General features: G+C 67.9%; 23 protein-coding genes and 1 tRNA gene. 9 read left to right on the top strand and 15 right to left on the bottom strand.

Going from position 1 to position 21,329, the window contains the following annotated elements:
• Positions 1-33 precede the first annotated feature (33 nt).
• A complete protein-coding gene (locus GGR48_RS14775; protein WP_183952610.1) occupies positions 34-774 on the top strand; it encodes a zinc-ribbon domain-containing protein in 741 nt (246 codons plus the stop codon).
• Positions 775-929: 155 nt separating this feature from the next.
• Here the strand turns inward: GGR48_RS14775 and GGR48_RS14770 are convergent, their stop codons facing one another.
• A complete protein-coding gene (locus tag GGR48_RS14770; RefSeq protein WP_183952609.1) occupies positions 930-2,324 on the bottom strand; it encodes an MATE family efflux transporter in 1,395 nt (464 codons plus the stop codon).
• A 134-nt stretch (positions 2,325-2,458) separates the two neighbouring features.
• On the opposite strand from GGR48_RS14770, the gene GGR48_RS14765 reads away from it, so the two are divergent.
• A tRNA-Leu gene (locus GGR48_RS14765) sits at positions 2,459-2,545 on the top strand.
• A 310-nt stretch (positions 2,546-2,855) separates the two neighbouring features.
• Here the strand turns inward: GGR48_RS14765 and GGR48_RS14760 are convergent.
• On the bottom strand, positions 2,856-3,446 hold the full coding sequence (locus tag GGR48_RS14760) for a PilZ domain-containing protein (protein WP_183952608.1): 591 nt from the start codon (positions 3,444-3,446) through the stop codon (positions 2,856-2,858).
• Positions 3,447-3,653: 207 nt separating this feature from the next.
• Here GGR48_RS14760 and GGR48_RS14755 point away from each other — a divergent pair, with 207 nt between their 5' ends.
• Entirely contained in the window at positions 3,654-5,867 is a 2,214-nt protein-coding gene (locus GGR48_RS14755) for a transglycosylase domain-containing protein (protein ID WP_240456193.1), read from the top strand.
• Here the strand turns inward: GGR48_RS14755 and GGR48_RS14750 are convergent.
• From GGR48_RS14750 to GGR48_RS14740, 3 genes are read right to left on the bottom strand one after another with little or no spacing between them, the layout of a single operon-like run.
• Positions 5,843-6,511, bottom strand: coding sequence for a YgjP-like metallopeptidase domain-containing protein (locus GGR48_RS14750; protein ID WP_183952606.1), 669 nt, complete (start codon positions 6,509-6,511; stop codon positions 5,843-5,845). The two genes, GGR48_RS14755 and GGR48_RS14750, sit on opposite strands and share 25 nt — an antisense overlap.
• Entirely contained in the window at positions 6,508-6,936 is a 429-nt protein-coding gene (locus GGR48_RS14745) for a YcgN family cysteine cluster protein (RefSeq protein ID WP_183952605.1), read from the bottom strand. The genes GGR48_RS14750 and GGR48_RS14745 overlap by 4 nt, the downstream gene beginning before the upstream one ends.
• Positions 6,936-7,535, bottom strand: coding sequence for an SCO family protein (locus tag GGR48_RS14740; protein WP_183952604.1), 600 nt, complete (start codon positions 7,533-7,535; stop codon positions 6,936-6,938). The genes GGR48_RS14745 and GGR48_RS14740 overlap by 1 nt, the downstream gene beginning before the upstream one ends.
• 69 nt (positions 7,536-7,604) lie before the next feature.
• Here GGR48_RS14740 and GGR48_RS14735 point away from each other — a divergent pair, with 69 nt between their 5' ends.
• Entirely contained in the window at positions 7,605-8,216 is a 612-nt protein-coding gene (locus GGR48_RS14735) for an ankyrin repeat domain-containing protein (protein ID WP_183952603.1), read from the top strand.
• 308 nt (positions 8,217-8,524) lie between these two features.
• Here the strand turns inward: GGR48_RS14735 and GGR48_RS14730 are convergent, their stop codons facing one another.
• Positions 8,525-8,929, bottom strand: coding sequence for a DUF1489 family protein (locus tag GGR48_RS14730; RefSeq protein WP_183952602.1), 405 nt, complete (start codon positions 8,927-8,929; stop codon positions 8,525-8,527).
• A 54-nt stretch (positions 8,930-8,983) separates the two neighbouring features.
• The gene (locus GGR48_RS14725) at positions 8,984-9,397 is read right to left on the bottom strand and encodes a hypothetical protein (RefSeq protein ID WP_183952601.1); all 414 of its coding nucleotides are present in this window, start codon (positions 9,395-9,397) and stop codon (positions 8,984-8,986) included.
• A gap of 270 nt (positions 9,398-9,667) precedes the next feature.
• Between GGR48_RS14725 and GGR48_RS14720 the strand changes: the two genes are divergently transcribed.
• Positions 9,668-10,333, top strand: a complete 666-nt coding sequence (locus GGR48_RS14720; protein ID WP_240456192.1) for a Crp/Fnr family transcriptional regulator — start codon at positions 9,668-9,670, stop codon at positions 10,331-10,333.
• A gap of 94 nt (positions 10,334-10,427) precedes the next feature.
• On the opposite strand, the gene rplT is transcribed toward GGR48_RS14720, so the two are convergent.
• Together rplT and rpmI are read right to left on the bottom strand one after the other, a co-directional pair.
• The gene (gene rplT, locus GGR48_RS14715; protein ID WP_183952600.1) at positions 10,428-10,793 is read right to left on the bottom strand and encodes a 50S ribosomal protein L20; all 366 of its coding nucleotides are present in this window, start codon (positions 10,791-10,793) and stop codon (positions 10,428-10,430) included.
• Positions 10,794-10,814: 21 nt separating this feature from the next.
• Positions 10,815-11,018, bottom strand: a complete 204-nt coding sequence (rpmI, locus tag GGR48_RS14710) for a 50S ribosomal protein L35 (protein ID WP_179513023.1) — start codon at positions 11,016-11,018, stop codon at positions 10,815-10,817.
• 167 nt (positions 11,019-11,185) lie between these two features.
• Here rpmI and GGR48_RS14705 point away from each other — a divergent pair, with 167 nt between their 5' ends.
• The gene (locus tag GGR48_RS14705; RefSeq protein WP_183952599.1) at positions 11,186-13,303 is read left to right on the top strand and encodes an AsmA family protein; all 2,118 of its coding nucleotides are present in this window, start codon (positions 11,186-11,188) and stop codon (positions 13,301-13,303) included.
• A gap of 29 nt (positions 13,304-13,332) precedes the next feature.
• Here GGR48_RS14705 and GGR48_RS14700 read toward each other — a convergent pair whose 3' ends face one another.
• Positions 13,333-13,749 (bottom strand): hypothetical protein, encoded by a 417-nt coding sequence (locus GGR48_RS14700; protein ID WP_206362558.1) that lies wholly within the window; start codon positions 13,747-13,749, stop codon positions 13,333-13,335.
• A gap of 107 nt (positions 13,750-13,856) precedes the next feature.
• On the bottom strand, positions 13,857-14,678 hold the full coding sequence (locus GGR48_RS14695; protein ID WP_183952597.1) for an inositol monophosphatase family protein: 822 nt from the start codon (positions 14,676-14,678) through the stop codon (positions 13,857-13,859).
• A 94-nt stretch (positions 14,679-14,772) separates the two neighbouring features.
• Here GGR48_RS14695 and GGR48_RS14690 point away from each other — a divergent pair, with 94 nt between their 5' ends.
• A complete protein-coding gene (locus tag GGR48_RS14690) occupies positions 14,773-15,306 on the top strand; it encodes a peroxiredoxin (protein ID WP_183952596.1) in 534 nt (177 codons plus the stop codon).
• Between the two features lie 110 nt (positions 15,307-15,416).
• Positions 15,417-16,442, top strand: coding sequence for a GGDEF domain-containing protein (locus GGR48_RS14685; protein ID WP_183952595.1), 1,026 nt, complete (start codon positions 15,417-15,419; stop codon positions 16,440-16,442).
• Positions 16,443-16,815: 373 nt separating this feature from the next.
• Here the strand turns inward: GGR48_RS14685 and GGR48_RS14680 are convergent, their stop codons facing one another.
• A complete protein-coding gene (locus GGR48_RS14680) occupies positions 16,816-17,430 on the bottom strand; it encodes a YbhB/YbcL family Raf kinase inhibitor-like protein (RefSeq protein WP_183952594.1) in 615 nt (204 codons plus the stop codon).
• Positions 17,431-17,453: 23 nt separating this feature from the next.
• Complete coding sequence (locus GGR48_RS14675) at positions 17,454-18,479, bottom strand: DUF1176 domain-containing protein (RefSeq protein ID WP_183952593.1); 1,026 nt, start codon at positions 18,477-18,479, stop codon at positions 17,454-17,456.
• Between the two features lie 79 nt (positions 18,480-18,558).
• Between GGR48_RS14675 and GGR48_RS14670 the strand changes: the two genes are divergently transcribed.
• On the top strand, positions 18,559-19,428 hold the full coding sequence (locus GGR48_RS14670; protein ID WP_183952592.1) for a 3-hydroxybutyryl-CoA dehydrogenase: 870 nt from the start codon (positions 18,559-18,561) through the stop codon (positions 19,426-19,428).
• A gap of 40 nt (positions 19,429-19,468) precedes the next feature.
• On the opposite strand, the gene GGR48_RS14665 is transcribed toward GGR48_RS14670, so the two are convergent.
• Positions 19,469-19,615: a hypothetical protein gene (locus GGR48_RS14665; RefSeq protein WP_183952591.1), complete on the bottom strand. Its 147-nt coding sequence runs from the start codon at positions 19,613-19,615 to the stop codon at positions 19,469-19,471.
• Between the two features lie 381 nt (positions 19,616-19,996).
• On the bottom strand, positions 19,997-21,256 hold the full coding sequence (locus GGR48_RS14660; protein ID WP_183952590.1) for a NupC/NupG family nucleoside CNT transporter: 1,260 nt from the start codon (positions 21,254-21,256) through the stop codon (positions 19,997-19,999).
• Positions 21,257-21,329 lie beyond the last annotated feature (73 nt).

Below are 21,329 nucleotides of genomic sequence, written 5' to 3'. Positions count from 1 at the left end.
GGCCTCGCCCTGTCCGTTGAAGTGCCGTTCCGCATGATCCTCGAATGCCCTGAGTGCCGCACCCGCTATCTGGTGCCCGACAGCGCGATCGGGCCCGAGGGAAGGACCGTGCGCTGCGCCCATTGCCGGCACAGCTGGTTTCAGGAGCCCGCCGATCCGGACGCGCCGGCCCCGGTCGAGGAGGCCCGCGAGGCACCGGCCGCGCCGCCTGCCGAACCACCGGTCGTCGACGAACCCGCTCCCCCGCCGCCGCCGGTCTTCGTGCCGCCGCCCGCACCGCCGATCCTGTCGCCGGGCGATCCCGGCTTCGACGCCTTCGCCCATCGCCCGCCCTTCCGCGCACGGCGCAATCCGGTGCGCCGCTGGACGATCGGGGCGGTCGCCGCCGGCCTGTTGATGCTGGTCGCGACGGCCGCGATCCTGTGGACGGGGATGCCGGGCATCGGCGGCTGGCTGGGCTTCGGGTCGACCGAATCGGCGCTGGAGCTGCGCTCCAACCCGATCGAGCGGCGCGAGCTGGAAAACGGGTCGGAGCTGTTCGCCATTTCGGGGCAGATCATCAACCCCTCCTCGGGCCAGCAGCGCGTGCCCGACCTGCGCGCCGAGCTGAAGGACGCGCAGGGCCGCGTCGTCTTCTCCTGGACGATCGCGCCGCAGCAGCGGACGCTCGGCCCCGGCGCGTCGATGGACTTCAATTCGGCCAAGCTCGACGTGCCGCCCAGCTCCAAGCGCTTGGACCTGAGCTTCGCGGGCGAGGGTATCAGCGCGAACTGAGGCGTTGGCGGCGAGGGGCTGGACGTCGCCCGGCCTAAATCATGATGACAATGGCTTGAAACCATACCTGTCCCTCCCCTTCAGGGGAGGGGGGCTCCATCACATGTCATCCTGTTCTAAATAGAAAAGAGATGCGGCCTTTCACCGCCCCCCGTTCAACCTGAGCGAAGGCGAAGGCCAAGCGACGAACCCAGCCGCCGCGCGACGATGGCGAACCGCACGCCATGCAGCAGCGCCGCCACCAGCATCCCCGCCGCCGAGGCCCAGGCGAGTGCGCCGGCGCCCCAGCCCGCCGCCACCAGCCACCAGCCGATGCCGCCGGTTACCAGGAAATAAGCGATGATGCTGTTGATCCCCGCCGCCACCTGATCCCCCAGCGAGCGCAGCGCATAGACCAGCACCACCTGCATCCCGTCGAACAGGATGAAGGGCGCCCAGATGGCGAGCATGGCGATCGCCACCGCATGCGCCTGGGGCAGCGCAGGGAACAAGGTGACGACGGGTCCAGGCGTCAGGACTAGCGCCAGCCCGCACAGTCCCATCGCAAACGCCGCCAGCCCGACCGCCAGCAGGGTGCGCGGCACCGCCTGCACGGCCACGCCCTCGCCCACCGCATTGCCCGCGCGTACGCCGGCCGCCGATCCCAGACCGAGCGCCAGGGCGAAAGTGACGTTATGGACCGAGAAGACGATCTGGAAGCCATGCGCGGTGGCATCGCCCAGCCGCGTCGACAGCGCGATCAGGATGGCGAAGCCGGCCAGTTCCAGCCCTGAGGCGATGGCCGGCACCGTGCCGAACCTGGCCAGGCTCCATGCCCCACTCAGCGTCGGCACCCAGGCGGCCCGGTCCAGCCGGCGGACGCCGCGCGCCGCGCCGCGTGGCAGGGTGACCGCGCTGACCACCATCGCGACCGCGCCCAGTGCCGAGGCGATGACGGTCGCCAACGCCGCACCCACCGCGCCCAGCGCTGGCAGGCCGAGCTCGCCGCCCGCCAGGGCCCAGGCGAGCACCGCGTTGATCGGCAGGATCGACAGATTGACCGCCGTCACCCGGCGCGGGCGGCTGATCCCCTCCAGAAAGAAGCTGGCGGCGATCAGTACCATCTGGAACGGATAGCCCAGCGCCATCACCGCCACGACCCGCGCGCCGGGTGCGATCAGCGCGGGCGCGACGCCGATCCCGCGCAACAGGGCGGCCCCGCCCAGCCCCAGGATCAGCATCGCCGCCACGCCCAGGATCAGCCCCAGCACCATGCCGTCGCGCAGCGCCTGCCCCGTCGCGGGCAGGTCGCCCGCCCCGTCGGCGCGCGACGCCCGCACCAGCACGCCCGACAGCCAGGCCAGCCCTGTGACGATCGCGATATAGGTCAGCGACCGGCTGGCCGAGAGTGCCGCCACCTCATGCTCGCCGACCATGCCGACCACGATCACATCGGTGACGTGCAGGATCGTCCAGTTGAGGCTGGTCAGCACGACCGGCCAGGCCAGCCCCAGCAGGCGGAAGACTTCCGCGCGTGGGGATGAAGGGCGGCGGGGAAGCGGCGCGGTCATGCCGCCTGCCTAGTCGGGCCGGTCGTGCGGGGAAACCCGTCATATCCCATGAAAGCCCCCTTGCGCTGCCCGTATCGCTTTGCTAGGGGCACCCGCCTACCAGCCCTCCGGCTTGCCGGTGGTGACTATCGAGTGCGGTCGTGGCGGAATTGGTAGACGCGCAACGTTGAGGTCGTTGTGGCCGAAAGGCCGTGGAAGTTCGAGTCTTCTCGACCGCACCAATCTCCGCTCCGGGCGAGCGGATTTTTTCAGACATCGTGATGGGCGCGAGCCTGCTCCGTTCTTGCCCGCAAGCGCAGGCGGATCGTACGCGAAGCGGTGTCGCCAGCCATATGGCAAGCCAGACATCTCCATCCCTTTCCTCCCCTGCAAGGGGAGGTGACAGGCTGAAGGCCTGACGGAGGGGTGTCCCGCTATCGAGAGGGGTGATACCCCTCCACCAGCTTCGCTGGTCCCCCTCCCCTTGCAGGGGAGGAAGAGCTGAACGTCGATACGAACCGTCCTGAAAAATGGAGGATCGGCGGAACGCGATCAGCGGCGGGTGACGATTCCCGCCAGCGTGTCGATCGGCAGCGGCGAGACGAAGCGAAAGCCGAATCGTCCGTCGCGCACCCAGCAAATGGTGCCGAAGATCGCGGTGCCCATCGGCCGCACGATGATCTGCCCGGCGCCGCCCACCACGACCTCGCCGTCCGCGCGCAGCTTGGCGCCGCCGGCCGAGATGTCGAGCAGCTCCGCCGTCAGCTTGCGGTCGCCCAGCTTGACATCGGCGGTCAGCGAGACGGGGAAGCGCGGGGCGCGCGGGATCGTGCCCTCTTCGTCCTCGTGCAGGAAAATCTGTTCATAGGGCTGGGGCGAATCGAATTCGAGGCCCGCCTTCGCGCCGCGCACCCAGCGCACGGTGCCGCGCACTGGCGGAAGACCGCGCACCTCGATGGTCAGCGAATCGCCGACCGACGGCACCTCGACGAATCGCGCCATCAGACCCGTCGCCGAGATATTGTGGACCAGACAGACGCCCGGCACGTCGCCGCACAGCTTGCCCAGCAACAGGACGGCCGAATGCCGTTTGCCGGACCGCCGTTCGACCGAGGCGTCCTCCTGTTGTTCGACCTGCTCCATCCCTGCCCTTTCCGCCGGTCGCCAACTCCCACGACACGGCCCGCCGTCGTTCTTAATCGATCAACTGTAAAAAAATACCAACTTTGGCACCATATCCGGCGGCCGACCGCGCTTTCTTGCTCCCTGCGTCGACAGGCGGCCCGTCGCAGGGCGATGACCGCACCGCTTGTCGTCGCCGGCAAAGCCCTGTAATTCGCGGGGCGTCCCATGCCTCGCGCACCGTCTTCCCGGTCTTCCCGGCCTCGTTCGTCCAAGCCCCGCTCTCCCTGGCGGCGCCGGATCGTCGTAACCCTGCAGGTCCTGATCGGCCTGGCCGTGCTCGCGATCGGTGCGCTGGCCATCGCGGTCTTCGTCGCCAAGTCGCAACTGCCCAGCTTCGACGAACTGAAATCCTCGCCCAACGGCCAGATGATCCGCGTCCATGCCGCCGACGGCACGGTGATCGTCTCGCTCGGGCCGAGCTATGGCGAATGGCTGCCCTATGACCGCATCCCCCGGGTGATGCGCGACGCCACCATCGCGGTCGAGGATCGCCGGTTCCGCCAGCATCCCGGCGTCGACCCGATCGGCATCGCCCGATCGGTCGAGGTCCGGCTGGAAAAGGGTCGCTGGAAACAGGGCGGCTCGACCATCACCCAGCAGATCACGCGCACCATCTTCCTGAACAACCAGAAGAAGTTCGGCCGCAAGTTCCGCGAGGCGATCCTGGCGCTGGCGATGGAGCTGAAATTCTCCAAGGACCAGATCCTCGAGCTGTATCTGAACAAGGTCTATTATGGCGGCGGTGCGTACGGCATCGATGCCGCCAGCCGGAAATTCTTCGGCCATGGCGCCGATCATCTGAGTCTGTCCGAGGCGGCGGTGATCGCCGGGCTGGTCAAGGCGCCGTCCAACTATTCGCCCACCGCTGATGCCGAGGCCGCGGTCGGCCGCGCCGGCGTCGTCATCGGGCAGATGGAGCGCAACGGCTTCATCACCGCGGACCAGGCCGCCCAGGCCGATCCGCAGGCGCTGAAACTCGCGCCCGAGCCGAAGCAGAATTCGGTCCGCTATTTCACCGACTGGGCGCTGCCGCAGCTCGACACGCTGATCGACGAGCAGACCGCACCGCTCGACGTGTGGACCACGCTCGACCTCAACATGCAGCGCGCGGCCGATGCCGCGATCCGCGCCGACGCGCCCGAGGGTACGCAGGGCGCGCTGGTCAGCCTGGACCGCGACGGCGCGGTGCGTGCGATGGTGGGGGGCAAGGACTATGTCGCCACCAACTACAACCGCGCGGTCACGGCGGTGCGCCAGCCGGGGTCGGCGTTCAAGCTGTTCGTCTATCTCGCCGCACTGGAGGCGGGGCACAAGCCCGAGGACCGGGTGGTGGACGAGCCCGTCACCATCGACGGCTGGTCCCCGCGCAACGATTCGCGCCGCAATTCGGGCAGCGTGACGCTGCGCACCGCCTTCGCCTATTCGCTGAACACCGTGGCCGCCAAGCTGGGCCAGGAAGTGGGTTTCCAGACGGTCGCCGACATGGCGCGCCGTTTCGGCATCACCACGCCGGTCAACACCCACCCCTCGATGGTGCTCGGCACGTCCGAGGTGCGCGTGATCGACATGACCAGCGCCTTCGCCAGCGTCGCGAACAAGGGGGTGAAGGTCACCCCCTATGCCATCACCAAGGTGATGGCGAATGGCGAGACGATCTACACGCATGAGGTGGATCGCAGCCATGTGCTGGTCGCGCCCTATGTCGCGGCGCAGATGACCGACCTGTTGCAGACCGCCGTCAACACCGGCACCGGCCGCGCCGCGCAGATCGGCCGGCCGGTCGCGGGCAAGACGGGCACGACCAGCAGCTCCAAGGACGGCTGGTTCCTGGGCTTCTCCAGCGGGATCACGACCGGTGTCTGGATGGGCCGCGACAATAGCCGGCCGGTCGCCGGGCTGCACGGCGGCACCGCCCCCGCCAAGGCGTGGGCCGATTATATGAAGGTCGCGGTCGCCAACCGGCCGATCGAACAGTTCGAGACGCAGGTCACGCTGCCCGAATGGCAGCTGGAGCCCGATGAGGAGAGTTATTTCGGTCAGCCCGATGACGGCGTGACCGGCGTCGATGCCGATGGCAATCCGCTACCCCCGCCGACCGCCGGTGCCGCACCGGACGGCAGCGAGGCGGTGGAAATTCCGATGCGTCGCGAACCCGGCGCACCGGTCCCGATCCAGCAGCCGCAGCAGCCCGATGCGCCGGACGCCCCCGATGGCGCGGCCCCGCCGCCCCAGCAGCAGCAGCGGCTGGATCAGGCGTGGATCGACCGCGTCACCGGGCGCGGGGCGGGCTCAGCGCCGCGTGGCGACCCGCGCGATCCGCGCAACGCCCCGCGCGCCGCGCCGCCGCGCGATCGTCAGGACGACCGCCCGTACCAGTGAAGCCCCGCGCCATGCTGCCGCAACCAGGCGGTGGCGGGCGCCGGGTCCTGGCCCAGCAGTTCGGCGACCAGCGCGTGGAAGGCCGGCGCGTGGTTCATATGGATGCGGTGCGCGACCTCGTGCGCGACGGTGGCGCGACGGACGAAAGCCGGTGCCAGCATCAGCCGCCAGCTATAGCGGATCGCCCCCGACGAGGCGCAGCTGCCCCAGCGCGCCTTGGGATCGGCGACGCTGACCTTCGACACCGCGACCCCGGCGGACCGCGCGAATTCCGCCGTCTCGCGCGCCAGCACCTCCAGCGCCTGCCGCTTCAGCCATGCCTCGACCCGGCGGCCCAGCGTCTCGATCGGGCCGGAGGCGAGCAGACGGTCCTGCTCGCGCTGGATCACGCGGCGGCTGCCCGCTTCCCAGTGCAGCGTCAGCATGTCGTCGCCGAAGGGGATGGCCGCGCCGGTCACGAAGGGGCGCGGTTCGGGCAGGCGCGCGCGCTGCTCGGCGATCCAGCCCTGCTTGTCCTCGGCCCAGGCGAGTGCGGATTTCAGCGCGGCGCGCTTGGGCACCACCAGTCGGGCGGTGCCGGTGGCGGGATCGACGCTGAGGCGGATACGCTTGGCGGTCGGATGCCGCACGACTTCGTCGATCACAATTCACGGTCCACGATATGGTTTTCGAAATCGCCGGCATCATCCTCGCTGATCGTCCAGCCGCGCACCGACTGGCCGGCGCGGTGCACCGCCTCGCGGTCGCCGGAGATCAGATAATGCCAGTCGGGCAGCGGTTCGTTCGCCGCGCGCAGGCGATAGGCGCAGGTGTTGGGCAGCCAGTCGATCGACCGGACATTGCCCATGGTCAGCCGCACGCACTCGCTGACATAGGCACGCCGGTGGCGGTAGTTGGAGCATTGCCCGCTGCGCCGGTCGAGCAGACGGCAGGCGACATTGGTTGGCACCAGCTCGCCCGTCTCCTCGTCCTCCAGCTTGTGGATGCAGCATTTGCCGCAGCCGTCGCACAACGCCTCCCATTGGGCGCGGTCGAGGCTCTCGATCGGCTTTTCCCAGAAGCGCTCCATCACCTCACCCAGCGGTCGAGCGCAGCGGCGACCGCCTGCGGCCCTTCGTCCGAGGGGATCAGCGCCAGCGGCTTGTTGCTTGGGTCCATCAGATAGACCTGGCGGCTATGGTTGACGAGATAACCGCCGCCCGGCGACGGATCGCCCTTTTGCGACCAGACGGCATAGGCCTTCTTCACCGCCTCGATCTGCTGGGGCGTGCCGGTCAGCCCAACGATGCGCGGGTCGAAGGCGGCGGCGAAGCGGCCGACCACCGCCGGCGTATCGCGCTCGGGGTCGACGGTGACGAACACGGCCGCGATTTTCTTCGCCTTGGCCGGTGCGCGGCTATCGAGCAGCTTCAGGCCGGCGGCGATCGCCTGCATGTCGGTGGGGCAGACATCGGGGCAAAAGGTGTAGCCGAAATACATGACCCGGTAGCGCCCGGCGAAGTCGCGATCGGTGACGGTGCGGCCATCGGCGCCGGTCAGCCGGAACGGCCCGCCGATCTTTGCGCCGGCCAGCGGCGGCTGCTCGGCCGCAGGGACCTGGGATTGGGAGCCGCAACCGGCGGTGGCGAGCGCCAGTGCCGCGCCAAAGAACGGGAATAATCGGGTCATGACGACGACAGCCTTGCTGTGATAAATCGCCGGTTGCAAGTCATGCCCTATCGTTCAGGATTTCGCTTCATGTCCCTTCGCCCCCTGCTTGCCGCCGCGCTTCTGGGCAGTCTCGCCCTGCCCGCCCTGGCGCCCGCCACCGCGCAGATGATGCAGTCGGAAAGCTACAAGTTTTTGCAGGCGGTAAAGGAAGCCAAGGGCAACGAGGTGACCAACATGCTGGACCGCCCCGGCGCCAGCATCATCAACACCCGCGACGTGACCAATGGCGAGGGCGCGCTGCACATCGTGATCAAGCGCGGCGACGAGACGTACTTGCGCTTCCTGCTGCAAAAGGGCGCCGACCCGAACCTGCGCGACGGGCGCGGCAACACGCCGCTGCTGCTGGCGGTGGCGGGCGGCCAGCCCGACATGATCCGCATCCTGACGGCGGCGAAGGCCAATCCCAATATCGGCAATTCGGGCGGCGAGACCCCGCTGATCCGCGCGGTCCAGCGCCACGACATCGCGATGGTGCGCGAACTGCTCGCCGCCGGGGCCGACCCGGATCAGGCCGACAATATCGCCGGCCTGACCGCGCGCGACTATGCCACCCAGGACTCGCGCAACGCCGCGATCGCCAAGCTGCTGGCCGAAACCCCCAAAAAGACCCGCGCGGCGGTGGCGGGGCCGAAGTTCTGATCATCCCTAGACCGTAATGACGTCGTATCGAACCACCGTGAGCCCCTCCCCTTCAGGGGAGGGGTTGGGGTGGGGCGTCACCGCAAACTGCTGGCCCGTGGAAACGCCCTACCCCCGGCCCCTCCCCTGAAGGGGAGGGGTAAGTCCATCTTGTGTCATCCCGCTACAAATCCTCCCCTGCAAGGGGAGGTGGCAGGCCAAAAGGCCTGACGGAGGGGTGTTCCCGCTGATCGGGCAGGCTTCGGTCGCAACCGGTGACACCCCTCTACCATGGTTCGCATGGTCCCCCCTCCCCGTTTCGGGGAGGATCAGATCAGCCCCAATTCCACCAGCTTGCCGACCAGCATCGGCGGCATCGTCTCGATCCCCGTCGCGGCCCCGCTAAGATCGGGTGGCGCGTCCGCCGCCTCCAGATAGCGCCAGCCCTGATGCGCCCGCTTGGGCAGCGCCTGCACCAGCACCAGCGCAGGATCGATATGGATCGCGCACCGCCCGCCCTCGGCCTCGCCGAAGGACAGGATCGGCGAGCGCGCGACCAGCTGATGCTTCAAGATCCAGAACAGCGAACCCTGCCCCGCCACCTCCTCATGCCGCTTGGGCAGATAGCGCGTGGTCAGGAACACGGGGCCATCGGCCGCCCGCAAGGCCAGTCGCTCGGCCAGATGATCGATACTGGCCGCCCCGAACGCGACCTTGGTCAAATGCAACGCCATGTCGCGGGGCTATGTGGGGGTGGCGTGCCGGGAAGACCAGAGCCGCAAGACCGCTCAATCCCCCGCCCCCTCCCGTGCCAGCAGACTGCGGTTGTAGAGAAAACCGCCAACGGTGCAGATCACGACGGTCGATAGGAACATGACCCGATAGGCTACCATGTCGCGCCCGCTGACATGGGCCGCGATCAGGACAGCCGCCGCCAGGAACGGCGTCGCGAACAAAGTCGGGCGGATCGTTCGCAACGCCCCCGGCGTGTAATCCATCATACGCCACGACCAGATGGCGGGCAGGCCCAGAAGCAACCAGTATAGCGGATGTCCCCGCGCCTCCAGATGCGGGCCTTCGACCAGAAGCGTCGTCACACCGATGGTCGGCAACAGAAGCGCGATCAGACAGAGGAACGCCGCGATTCCAGTCGGTACATCCCGTTGCAGGCGACGACGGTAACTGTCTTCGGGCTTTTGCACGGCGCATCGCTCCATGGTTCGGATGATTCGGACAATCCCTCATGCCGGTGCCGCACGACGATCAACGCTGCGGCCCCGACGATATTTTCCACCTGCTTGATTGATCCACGTCTGCGAAGGACGCGCGCGCTTCTCTTATGGCTGGCGGATGAAAAAGATCGGCGACCGTCATCGGTCGTACGACGGGACGGGTCTAGGGAGGCCGAGATAGCATATCCGATTCATCGCTATGAGGCGTTCGCCACCCTCACGGCCGGAGAGCGCCAGACTTTGGGAGCGCTGGGCGATGCCGAGGTTGGGCGGCGGCGGGGGGAGATTTTTCAGCGTGAGGGCGAGGCGACCAGCGGTTTCCACCTGCATGTGCAGGGCTGGGTGACCTCGTCGATCGTCTTGCGCAACGGCAACCGCCTGATCCAGAAGGTGCACCTGCCCGGTGACATGCTCGGCACGCCCAGCATGGTGCTGCCCGAGGCGGCCGACACGCTGACCGCCGTCACCGAATCGATCACCGCCTTCGTGCCCTATGAGCGCTTCGGCCGGTTGTACGAATCGCACCCGCGCCTCGCCGCGCTGTTCACCATCGCCACCCAGATGGAGCGGCTGGCGCTGATGGATGCGCTGGCCATGACGGGCAATGCCCCGGCGCGCGAGCGGCTGGCGCGGCTTCTGGTCGATTTCCATGCGCGGCTCAGCCCGATCGGGCTGGTGACCGATGACGGCTTCCACCTGCCCTTGACGCAGGAGATCATGGGCGACCTGCTGGGGCTGACGGCGGTGCATGTGAACCGCACGATCCGGGGACTGGAGGAGGAAAGGCTGCTGGCGCGTCAGGGCCACCGGTTCCAGCTGCTCGACCTGGTCGCGCTGCGCCGGCTGTCGTCGCTGCCGCCCCGGCGTCCGCAGTTCGAGCCGGGATGGCTGCCGCCCGCGCGCTGAGCGACACCGGCCGGGTGCTACCCACGAAAAAGGGCGCCGGTGGAACCCCACCGACGCCCTTTTCGATTTCCGGCGCTGAACCGTCGTCTGCGAATTACGCAGCCTGCGGCAGAGCGGCCTTCGCCTGTGCGATGATCGCCTTGAAGGCATCGCCCTCGTGCATCGCGATGTCGGCCAGGACCTTCCGGTCCAGTTCGATACCCGCCAGCTTGCACCCGTGCATGAACTGCGAATAGGTCAGGCCCTCGGCCCGGACACCGGCGTTGATGCGCTGAATCCACAGACCACGGAAGGTCCGCTTCTTAACCTTGCGGTCGCGATACGCATATTGACCGGCCTTTTCGACGGCCTGGCGCGCGATGCGGATGGTGTTCTTGCGACGGCCATAATAGCCCTTCGCCTGATCCAAAATCCGCTTATGCTTCGCCTTGGTGGTCGTGCCCCGCTTGACGCGTGCCATATCTCTCTATCCTTCCAGAAATCAGTTCAGGCCGTAAGGCGCCCAGGCCTTCACGGTCTTGGTGTCGGCATCGGACAGGACCGAGGTGCCGCGGTTCTGGCGGATATACTTGCCGTTATGGCTGATCAGGCGGTGGCGCTTGCCGGCCACGCCGTGCTTGATCTTGCCGGTCGCGGTGAGCTTGAAGCGCTTCTTGACGCCGCTCTTGGTCTTGAGCTTGGGCATTTTGGTCCTTTCGCTGTGAGCAAGGCAGAAACGGCCGCGGCAGCCCTGATGGCCGGGCCGTTCGTGACACCTCGCTCGGGAAGCGGGCCGCTTAGACGAAGTGGCGGACGATTGCAACCGATGTCGCCCCAGGGAACCGCCGCTGCGCTCGCACGCTTGGTAGGGCCATGGATCAACCATCCACGGCCGAAACGATCGCCCCGTCGCCCGCGCGTCGCACGCCGTGGCGGCGATGGGCGTTGCGGGTCGTCATCGGCCTGCTGATCGTCATCGCGGCGATCTGGCTGGTCCTCTTCGTCACCAAGGGGCGCTTCCTGCGCTCGACTTTCGAATCGACCGTTGGCCGGCTGACCCATCGCCAGGTGACGGTGGGCGGCGACTTCCAGCTCTATTTCGCGCCGTGGCGGATCAAGTTCGTCGCCGAGAAGATCGCCATCTCCAACCCCGATTGGGCCAGCCGCCCCAATCTGTTCACCGCCGACCGGATCGATTCACGCATCGCGCCGCTGTCGCTGCTGTTCGGCAGGCGGCGCTTCACCTGGCTGGACCTGACGAACGGCGCGGTCGATCTGGAATGGACGCCTGACCACCGCACCAACACATGGACGTTCAGCGAGAAGAAGGGCGGCAAGCCGCTCGAGTTTCCGCGCATCGACACCGCGCAGGTGACGGGGACGACGGTACGCTATCGCGATCCGCGGATGCGGGTGACCGCCGAGCTGGCGCTGGACGACATCCGCTCGCAGGACGCGCGCATCGGCAAAGCGGTCGGCGTGCGTGGCCGGGGCGTGATCCGCGAAACGCCCTTCCGCCTGACCGCGCAGCTGCTGTCGCCCGACGCCACCGCCAATCGCGGCCGGAACGCACTGATCGCGCGGATGCGCGCGGCGGGCAATATCATCGACGTGTCGGGCACCCTGCCCTCGATCGCCGATATCGAGAATGTGCCGTTGCGCACCCGTGCGCGCGGCAAGGACATGTCGACGCTGCTGGAGATCATCGGCGCCACCATCCCGCGCACCCGCACCTATGACGTGCGTGCGCAGATGGTGAAGGATGGCGACGCCTATCGCTTCACCCGCATGACCGGGACCTTCGGCGACAGCGACCTGACCGGTCAGCTGACCGTGACCAATGGTGCGCGGCTGCATCTCGATTCGACGTTGGCCACCAGGCGGCTCGACATCATCGATGCCGCGCCCTTTATCGGCTATAATCCCGACATCGTCGCGACCAGGGGCGCGCAGGCCGCCGCCGCCGCGACCGGCGCGGGGGCGCAGCGGCTGTTGCCCGACGCCGCGCTGCCGGTGGCGACGATGCAGCGCTTCGACGCCGATCTGAAATGGACGATCGGCGCGGTCCGCTCGCGCAGGGTGCCGATTTCGGATGTCGACCTGACGCTGGCGCTCGACCGGGGCAAGCTGACCCTGTCGCCGCTGAACTTCGCGATGGCGCGCGGCAATGTCTCCTCCGATCTGGTCTTCGACACGCGGCCGCGCCCCAGCCGGATCGGCTATGACATCCGCCTGTCGCCGACGCCGCTCGGCCGGCTGCTCGCGGGCTGGGGCGTGGCGGAGGCGGGGACGACGGGCACGGTGAAGGGCCGCATCCAGCTTCAGGGACGCGGCGACACGATTCACGATTCGCTGGCCAGCGCGAACGGTCGCATGGCCTTCATCCTGCCCGCCGGTTCGCTCTGGACCCGCAATGCGCAGCTGGCTGAACTCGACATCGGCACCTTCGTCCAGAAGATGTTCGAGGAACGGTTGAAGGAGCCGGTCCGGATCAATTGCGGGCTGATCGCCTTCACCGTGCGCGGCGGGGTGGCGGCGGCGGACCCGATCCTGATCGATACGTCGAAGAACGTGATCGTCGGGCGCGGTGGCTTCAGCTTCCGCAACGAGGCGATCGACATGGCCGTGCGCGCCGATGCCAAGAAGTTCAGCCTGTTCTCGGGCCAGTCCCCGGTCGGGCTGACGGGCAGCTTCGCCCAGCCGGGGATCAACCCGATCAGCGGCGACCTGCTGGCACGCGCCGGCGCCGGGCTGGGCCTGGCGGTGGTGGCGTCGCCGCTGGCCGGCGTGCTGGCCTTCGTCGATGTCGGCGATGCCAAGGCGGCGGCGTGCGGCCCGGTGCTGTCGGGTGCCCGCGCCAGCGCCCAGCGGACGACCAAGGGCGCGCCGCGCGACGATGTCGGCAACGGCACCACCGCCAAGTCCAAGGACGGCCGCCAGACCGAGGGTCAGGCCAAGGCGCAGCGGAAGAAGTTTCTGGGGATTTTTTAGGTCTTCACCAGCGGCCTGTGTCCTGAATGTCACTCACCCAGCATCTCCGCACGTTCATCTTCGGTGCAAAGGGTGATTGCCGCGAGCCTATGCTGCCCTTTGGCGTAGCAAACCACCGCCAGCACCGCACGAACCTCCAAGTCGGCTTGCACTGTCGATAGGTCACGGAGTGCCAGCGGCAATAATTTGGCCCAGGCTGCATGATAGCTGTCACTCAGCGTGACAGGTAAGGACGGATTTCCGTGGTCGAGCCGCCCCCCTTCAATGGATGCGATCAAAGCGTACGCTCGCCAGTCCGGGACGCCTTGCTCCTCGATCATGCGAACGAGTAATTCTACCGCAGCGAACGATGCCGAGTTTATCGCGCCTTGATGATAGAGATGATCCCATAACTCTTGGGAAGCGCGCTCGACCTCTCCCGCACGCCAGGCTTCCATGGCTGGCATGGGATCGTAAGGCTGTCCGTAAACGCTGAGCCACAAGCCATCGCTCACTGCCCCGGCCCGCCTTCAAATATCCACTTCACAACAGGAACAGACATAGCCGTCCCGGCTCAATGATCGTGATGGCCATGCCCGTGCGGCACGTTGCGCAGCGCCTCGAGCACCTCCTCGGTGCGCGCCGGGTCGCCGATCGCGAGGACATGGCCCGCGCTGTCGGCGGTCAGCGGATCGCCGTTCCAGTCGCACATGCGTCCGCCCGCGCCCTCGACCACCGGTACCAGTGCGGCGAAGTCGTGCAGCTTCAGCCCCGACTCGCAGACGATGTCGATATGGCCGCTCGCCAGCAGGCCGTAATTATAGCAGTCGCCGCCATATACCGGCCCTTGCCGGGGGCTGTTGCCGCTGATCGCCGCGACCAGCGCCATATAGTGTGGCACATCCTCATCCTCGAACAGATGCGGGCTGGTCGTCGCGATCGTCGCGCCCTCCAGCTCGGGACAGGAGCGGGTGCGCGCCGGCTGGCCGTTGAACAAGGTCGGTCGCCCGGTCACGCCCAGCCAGCGCTCGCCGGCGATCGGCTGGTCGATGATGCCCAGGACCGGCCAGCCATTGTCGACCAGCGCGATCAGCGTGCCGAAGATCGGCCGGCCCACGGTGAAGCTGCGCGTGCCGTCGATGGGGTCGAGCACCCATTGCCGCCCGGTCACGCCCTCCTTGACGCCATATTCCTCGCCATGAATGCCGTCGCCCGAACGCTCTGCCTCCAGGATGCGGCGCATCGCCGCCTCCGCCTCGCGATCGGCCAGGGTGACGGGCGATTTGTCCGCCTTGATCTCCAGCCCCATGTCGCGGCGGAAATAGGGGCGGATCGCGGCGCCGGCGGCGTCGGCCAAGGCGAGGGCCAGGTCGATATCGGCTTTATGAACGGACATGGGACATGCGATAGGATAGCAGGACGTGATCAGCAATGGACGGCGTCCCCGCGAAAGGTTACGCGTTAACCTCGATTTGAAGGAATGGATCACAATGCGTGTGTTGTTCGGCGTCTTTCTTGCGCTTCTCGCGGTGCCGGCGAGCGCGGCCTTGCGCACCGGTGCGACGGCCCCCGACTTCACGACGCGCGGCGCGGTGGCGGGCAAGGTCTTCACGCTGAACCTGAAGGATCAGCTGCGCCACGGCCCGGTCGTCCTGTATTTCTTCCCCGCCGCCTTCACCAGCGGGTGCAGCGCGGAGGCGCGCGCCTTTGCCGAGAAGATCGACGCCTTCCGCGCCGCCGGTGCCCGCGTGATCGGCATGTCGGCCGATCCGGTCGACAAGCTCGCCGCCTTCTCCAAGGCCGAATGCGCAGGCAAGTTCCCGGTGGCGAGCGCGGGTCCGGCGATCGTCAAGGGTTACGACGTCGCGCTGGGCCGCCAGATCGAGGGTCGCGACATCACCTCGCGCACCAGCTATGTCATCGGCCGCGACGGCCGCATCGCCTTCGTGCACGACGATATGAACCCCGCCGAGCATGTTGCCTCCACTTTGGCGGCAGTGCGTGGACTGACCACCAAGCGCTGAGTATAGCGCGGTCGGGGGCCTAACATGAATAATGGGAAGGATGTCGGATCATCGCGGGGCACCCGCCAGCGCAGACTGGTGCCCGCGGCGATCGCGACAGGTGTCGCGCGATGACGGCGACGGACAAACTCTATCAACGGATCGGCCAGTTTCTGGAGGATCATCGCCTGGTCCCCGACCCGGCGCATTATGCGTTCGTCCACGCCATCCTGACCCAGCCGAATAGCAGCCTGGCCAAGGCCGCCGCCGAACTGATCGATGGCGGCGTGCGGCTGCATCAGGACGACATCCAGCGGCTGGGCGGACCATCGACGGCGGGGCAGCGCGCGGTCGCCCCGCCCGCCGCGCCCACCCCGCGTGACCATCTGGTCGACCCCGCCGAGTCGCGCACCGACGCGCTCGCCGAACAGACCCAGGACCATGTCGAGGCGCTGTCGGCGATGATCCGCACGATCCAGGCCGACACCTCCGCCTTCAGCGCCAATCTGGAGCGCAGCGCGGCCGAAATCCGGCGCGGCGAGTCGATCGGCCTCGCCACGCTCGCCAAGCTGACCGGCGAGATGCTGGAGCGCATCCATGACAGCGAGCGACGGCTGGAAAAGGCCACCGCCGAGGCCGATGCGCTGCGCGAAAAGCTGGTCGAGGCGCGCGCCTCCGCCCGGCGCGATCCATTGACCGGACTGGCCAACCGGCTGGCGTTCAACGAATCGATCGGCCAGTGCTTCCAGTCGCCCGCCTCCTGCTACCTGGCATTGTGCGACGTCGACCGGTTCAAGCGGATCAACGACGAACATGGCCATGCCGTCGGCGACCGGGTGCTGAGCGCGATCGGCCAGATCCTGAGCGACGAGGGGCGCGGCCATCTGGTCTGTCGCCATGGCGGCGAGGAGTTCGCGATCCTGATGACCGGCCTGACCATGGCCGAGGCGCGGGCGCTGATCGACCGCGCGCGTGATGCGGTGCGCGAAAAGCGGCTGCGGGTGCGCGAGACGGGCGAGGCGATCGGTGAGGTGACCTTCTCCGCCGGCATCACCGGCTTCCGTCCCGACGATACGCATGAGACGGTGTTCGCCCGCGCCGACGCGCTGCTCTACCGCGCGAAGAACGAAGGCCGCAATCGCGTCTATGCCGACTGAAATTTCCGCCATGCGATGGCGGGAATTTCGGATTTCGAGTGGCGGGATTTCCCATATTTTCCGTCACTTGAAAAATAGCATTGCGATTTCAATCATTTAGAAAACTGGCACACTCCCTGCAAAATAGTTTGCATCGGTCGCCAAAAGGTTGGCGACCGGATCGAAAAGGGAGTTTCATCATGTTCCAGACCGTTCAGGCCCGCCAGTTCCTCGTCTCCTGCTTCGGTGCCCTGGTGTTCGCCGGGCTCGCCATCACCAGCGCCGCACCGGTCTTCCCGATCGCCTAATGCGCGAGGTGCCGGCTTTTCAGCGTCGGCCGGGTCGTCCAGTCCCGACACCCGGCCCGACGCACCAGACATTCAACCCATAAGGGTCAGGCGAGCGCGCCCACCGGCCCCACGGGCGCTTCCTCCTCACGCGAATAGGTGCCGGTCAGCACCCCGGCGGCCAGCACATGCCCCGCCATCGCATCCAGCATCGCGCCGCGCCCCGGCGTCTCACCGCCGATATCGACCACCGCATCCAGCGCGAAGAGCTGGAAGACATAACGATGCTCGCCATGCCCGCGCGGCGGATCGGGCGGCAGCCAGCCCTCACCCAGATAGGAATTGCGGCCGACATCGCCCCGCTCGGCCGATCCGGGACCATCGGCGACGATTTCGCCCTCGGCCAGCTCGCCCGCCCGTGCCGGCAGGTTCCAGACGATCGCATGGACCAGCGGCTGCGGCGTCGGCGCATCGGCATCCTCGACCAACAGCGCCAGCATCGCGGTCCCCGCCGGCGGATCGCCCCAGAAGAGCGGCGGCGACATGCCCTCGCCATCGGCGGTGAAGCGTTCGGGCAGGCGCGCCATATCGCCAAAGGCCGGACTGTTGAGCGCGATGCTCGCCGGCGGGACCAGATCGGCGCGGGTGATCGCCAGCGACTCGACCCCGGCACGCCAGCCGCTCATCGCCTTGCCCAGCCAGGCGGGCAGATGTTCGAGCATGATCCTCTCCTTCCTGAAACGTCTCAGCGCGCGGGGGCCGGCACGACGCGGGTACGCCACACGCCGAGCGTGTCGATCGCCCCGCGACACTCGGTCATCCTGGCCGCGGACAGCAGCCGAAACCGCGTCCCGTCCCAGCCATATTGCGCGGCGTCGCCACAATCGCCCAGCCCGCGCCCCTTGGCCCAGCTCGACAGCCGGCCGTCGCGCGACCAGTCGGTGTTGACCAGCACCTGGGGCTGGCCGGCGGGCTTGGGTTCGCCGAAGGTGAAGGCATAGTCGAAGGCGGCGGGGGTCAGTCGCCCGTCACGCCAGATCAGCGGCTGGACGATATAGTTATAGGCTCCCGCGCCACAGGACAGCAGCACCAGCGTCGAACGCGCGTCGAGACGGTAGGCGTCGGCGCTCACCGGACTGCCATCATCGGTCGCGCAGCCATATTGCCGCCGCGCCGCGTTGATCGCCGCGCCGGGGATCGCCGGGGCGGCCTTCCCCGGCGGCGTCACCACCCGCACCAACGGCAGCGATGGCGGGGTCGCGCGATAACGCGCCGCCCCCCTGGCGACCAGCGCGGTGGTCGTGCCCGCACGCTTCTGGCGATCGTCCATGTAACGCAGCGCCGCCGCCGCGCCGCGCAGCGACAAGGGATGCGCGGTCGGCGTCAGGATCGCGGCCTTGCGTCCGCGTGCCAGCGCGCTGACCAGCGCCTTGGCGGGTGCGCCCTGCCACGTCCCTTCGACCTGGCGGGTCAGCGGCGTGGAGGCGACGGCGCGACCATCGACGCGCACCGTCGCGCGCGGCGCCTTGCCGGTCATGTCGGCGACCCGCACCGACAGCGCGCCATCCTCATCGCGCCGCACGAGCAGGCCGGCATCCTGCAATGCGCTGTCCTCCGACGCCAGCGATGCCGCCTCGCAGCGCCCACCATTATCGCACGCGACGATCCAGTCCTGAAAGACGCGCAGCCGGGCCGGCATCGGATCGCCCGACGCGGCCATGGCCGGGGCGGCGGCAACCAGGATCAGCGGGGCCAGACGCAAGGGGATCATGCGTCCCTCAACCCGCTTGCTGGCGGTGGCGTTCCGAAACGGATAGGGCATGCGGCAAAACCATAAGGAGAGTTTCGCGATGAAGTCAGTGGGCGTGATCGGGGCGGGGCAGATGGGCGCGGGCATTGCGCAAGTCTCGGCGGCGGCGGGCTATCAGGTCAAGCTGGCCGATGTCTCGGCGGAACGGGCCGAGGCGGGCAAGGCGGGAATCGCCAAGGCGCTCGACCGGCTGGTGACCAAGGAAAAGATGACGCGGCAAGACGCCGACGCGCTGCTCGGCCGGATCGAACCGGTCGGCAGTCTGTCCGCCATGGCCGATTGCGAACTGGTGATCGAGGCGGCGACCGAGCGCGAGGCCATCAAGCGCGCGATCTTCGAGGAGGTCGGCAAGGTGATGTCGGACACCGCGATCCTGGCGACCAACACCTCGTCCATCCCGATCACCCGGCTGGCACAGGCGGCGCCCGATGCGGGGCGCTTCGTCGGCGTGCACTTCTTCAACCCCGTGCCGGTCATGGGGCTGATCGAACTGATCCGCGGCCTCGCCACCGCGGACGAGACGGTCGCCCGGGTCGAGGGCTTCGCGCAGGAGCTGGGCAAGCGCGTGGTCCATGCCAATGACGCGCCGGGCTTCATCGTCAATCGCGTGCTGATGCCGATGATCAACGAGGCGATCTTCGCGCTGGGCGAGGGCGTGGCGACGATCCCCGACATCGATGCGGCGTGCCAGCTGGGGCTGAACCATCCGATGGGGCCGCTGACGCTCGCAGACTTCATCGGTCTAGACACCTGTCTGGAGATCACGCGCGTGCTGTTCGAAGGGACGGGCGACCCCAAGTTCCGCCCCGCCCCGCTGCTGATCAAATATGTCGAGGCGGGCTGGTATGGCCGCAAGACCAAGCGCGGCTTCTACGATTACACCGGTGCGGAGCCGGTGCCGACGCGCTGACCCCGTTCGGCCGCCCCGCCCCCGGCTTCAGACCCCGGTTTCAGGCGGAGGGGCGGGCGCGGCGCACCGGCTGCGGCCGGCTGGTCGCGACGGCGCGGAGCAGCCGGGCGCGCTCGCGCGGCACGCTGGCCATCACATCGGCCAGGGACTGGGCGCGGACATGCGCGCGGAACATCATGCGGGTCATGGCGGACCTCCTTCGGGTTCGTGGTTCGAGCCCGGCGGAAGGTCGGCGAGGAACGGCGTTAGCGGGCCGACATCGTCGACCCCGTCAGGCCCGTCAGACGGTCGGCGGGATAGTGGACGCGGGTGCGTCTACTGTCCTCGTCGCCGGACAAGGGACTAGATCGGGGCATTGTGATCCTAAGCGTGAGTCGGCGCTCACGGCCGACAGGGGGCGCCATAACGCGCTGGTGATGGGGATCAACCCCAAACTCCTCCCCGGCACGGAGGAGGGGGACCGGCCGCAGGCTGGTGGAGGGGGCGGGCCGCAAAGGGTGTCCCGTGTGGAAGCCCCCCGTCAGGCCTTCGGCCTGCCACCTCCCCTTGCAGGGGAGGAATGAGCGGGTCAGCCGATCAGCAGGCCCGCCAGCGCCGCCGACATCAGGTTGGCCAGGCTGCCGGCGATCAGCGCGCGGATGCCCAGGCGCGCGATGGTCGGGCGCTGGTTGGGGGCTAGGCTGCCGGTGACCGCCATCTGGATCGCGATCGACGAGAAATTGGCGAAACCGCACAAAGCGAAGGTGACGACCGCGACGGTGCGCGGCGAGAGCTGCGCGGCCTGCTTGCCCAGATCGATATAGGCGACGAACTCGTTGAGCACGATCTTCTCACCGAACAGCCCGCCGGCAATGCCCGCTTCCTTCCACGGCACGTTGAGCAGCGCCATGATCGGCTGGAAGACATAGCCCAGCAGCGCCTGGAAGCTCAGCCCCGGCAGGCCGACCAGATTGCCCAAGCTGCCGAGCAGGCCGTTGGCCAGTGCGACGAGCGCGACGAAGGCCAGCACCATCGCACCGACCGCGACCGCCAGCTTCACGCCCGTCTGCGCGCCTTGGGCGGCCGCCATGATGATGTTGGCGGGCTTTTCCTCGTCATGGGTGGCCTCGGCGAGAGCAATCTTCTCGTCCTCGATCACGTCGCCCAGCGGCAGCTGCCCGGCGGGCGGCTCCATCCGATCGGGCATGATGATCTTGGCCATCAATATGCCGCCGGGTGCCGCCATGAAGCTGGCCGCGAGCAGATATTCGATCGAGATGCCCATCGAGGCATAGGCCGCCAGGATCGTGCCCGCGACGCCCGCCATGCCGCTGGTCATCACGGTGAACAGCTGCGCCGGGGTCAGTCCGGCCAGATAGGGGCGGATGACCAGCGGCGATTCGGACTGGCCGACGAACACATTCGCGGCGGCGCAGAGCGATTCGACCTTCGACACGCCGATCACCTTCTCGATCGCACCACCCAGCCAGCGCACGACCAGCTGCATGATCCCCAGATAATAGAGGATCGAGACGAGGGCTGCGAAGAAGATAATGACCGGCAGCGCCTGGATCGCGAAGTTGCGGCCCAGCGGATCGGACGCCAGCGCGCCGAACAGGAACTTGGTCCCCTCATTGGCATAGCCGAGCAGCCCGGCGACGCCGGCGGACAGGGTCTGGAGCACCTTCTTGCCCCAGGGGACGTAAAGCACCAGCACCGCGATCCCCGCCTGCAGCGCGAAGGCCGCGCCGACGACGCGCAGCCGGATGGCGCGGCGATCGGTGGACAGGGCGACCGCGATCGCCAGAATGACAAGAATACCGGCGATACCGATGGCAAAACGATTCATGCGCGCTGCTTAACTATCCACGTTGACGGGTGGTGACATGACGCGGCCCCCCGGCTGCGCGGGGGTGCATCAT

This window comes from Sphingomonas pseudosanguinis (assembly GCF_014196255.1).
Lineage (GTDB): Bacteria > Pseudomonadota > Alphaproteobacteria > Sphingomonadales > Sphingomonadaceae > Sphingomonas > Sphingomonas pseudosanguinis.
The sequence above is the reverse complement of the archived record's forward strand: the minus strand, read 5'-3'. Positions and strand labels throughout refer to the sequence as shown.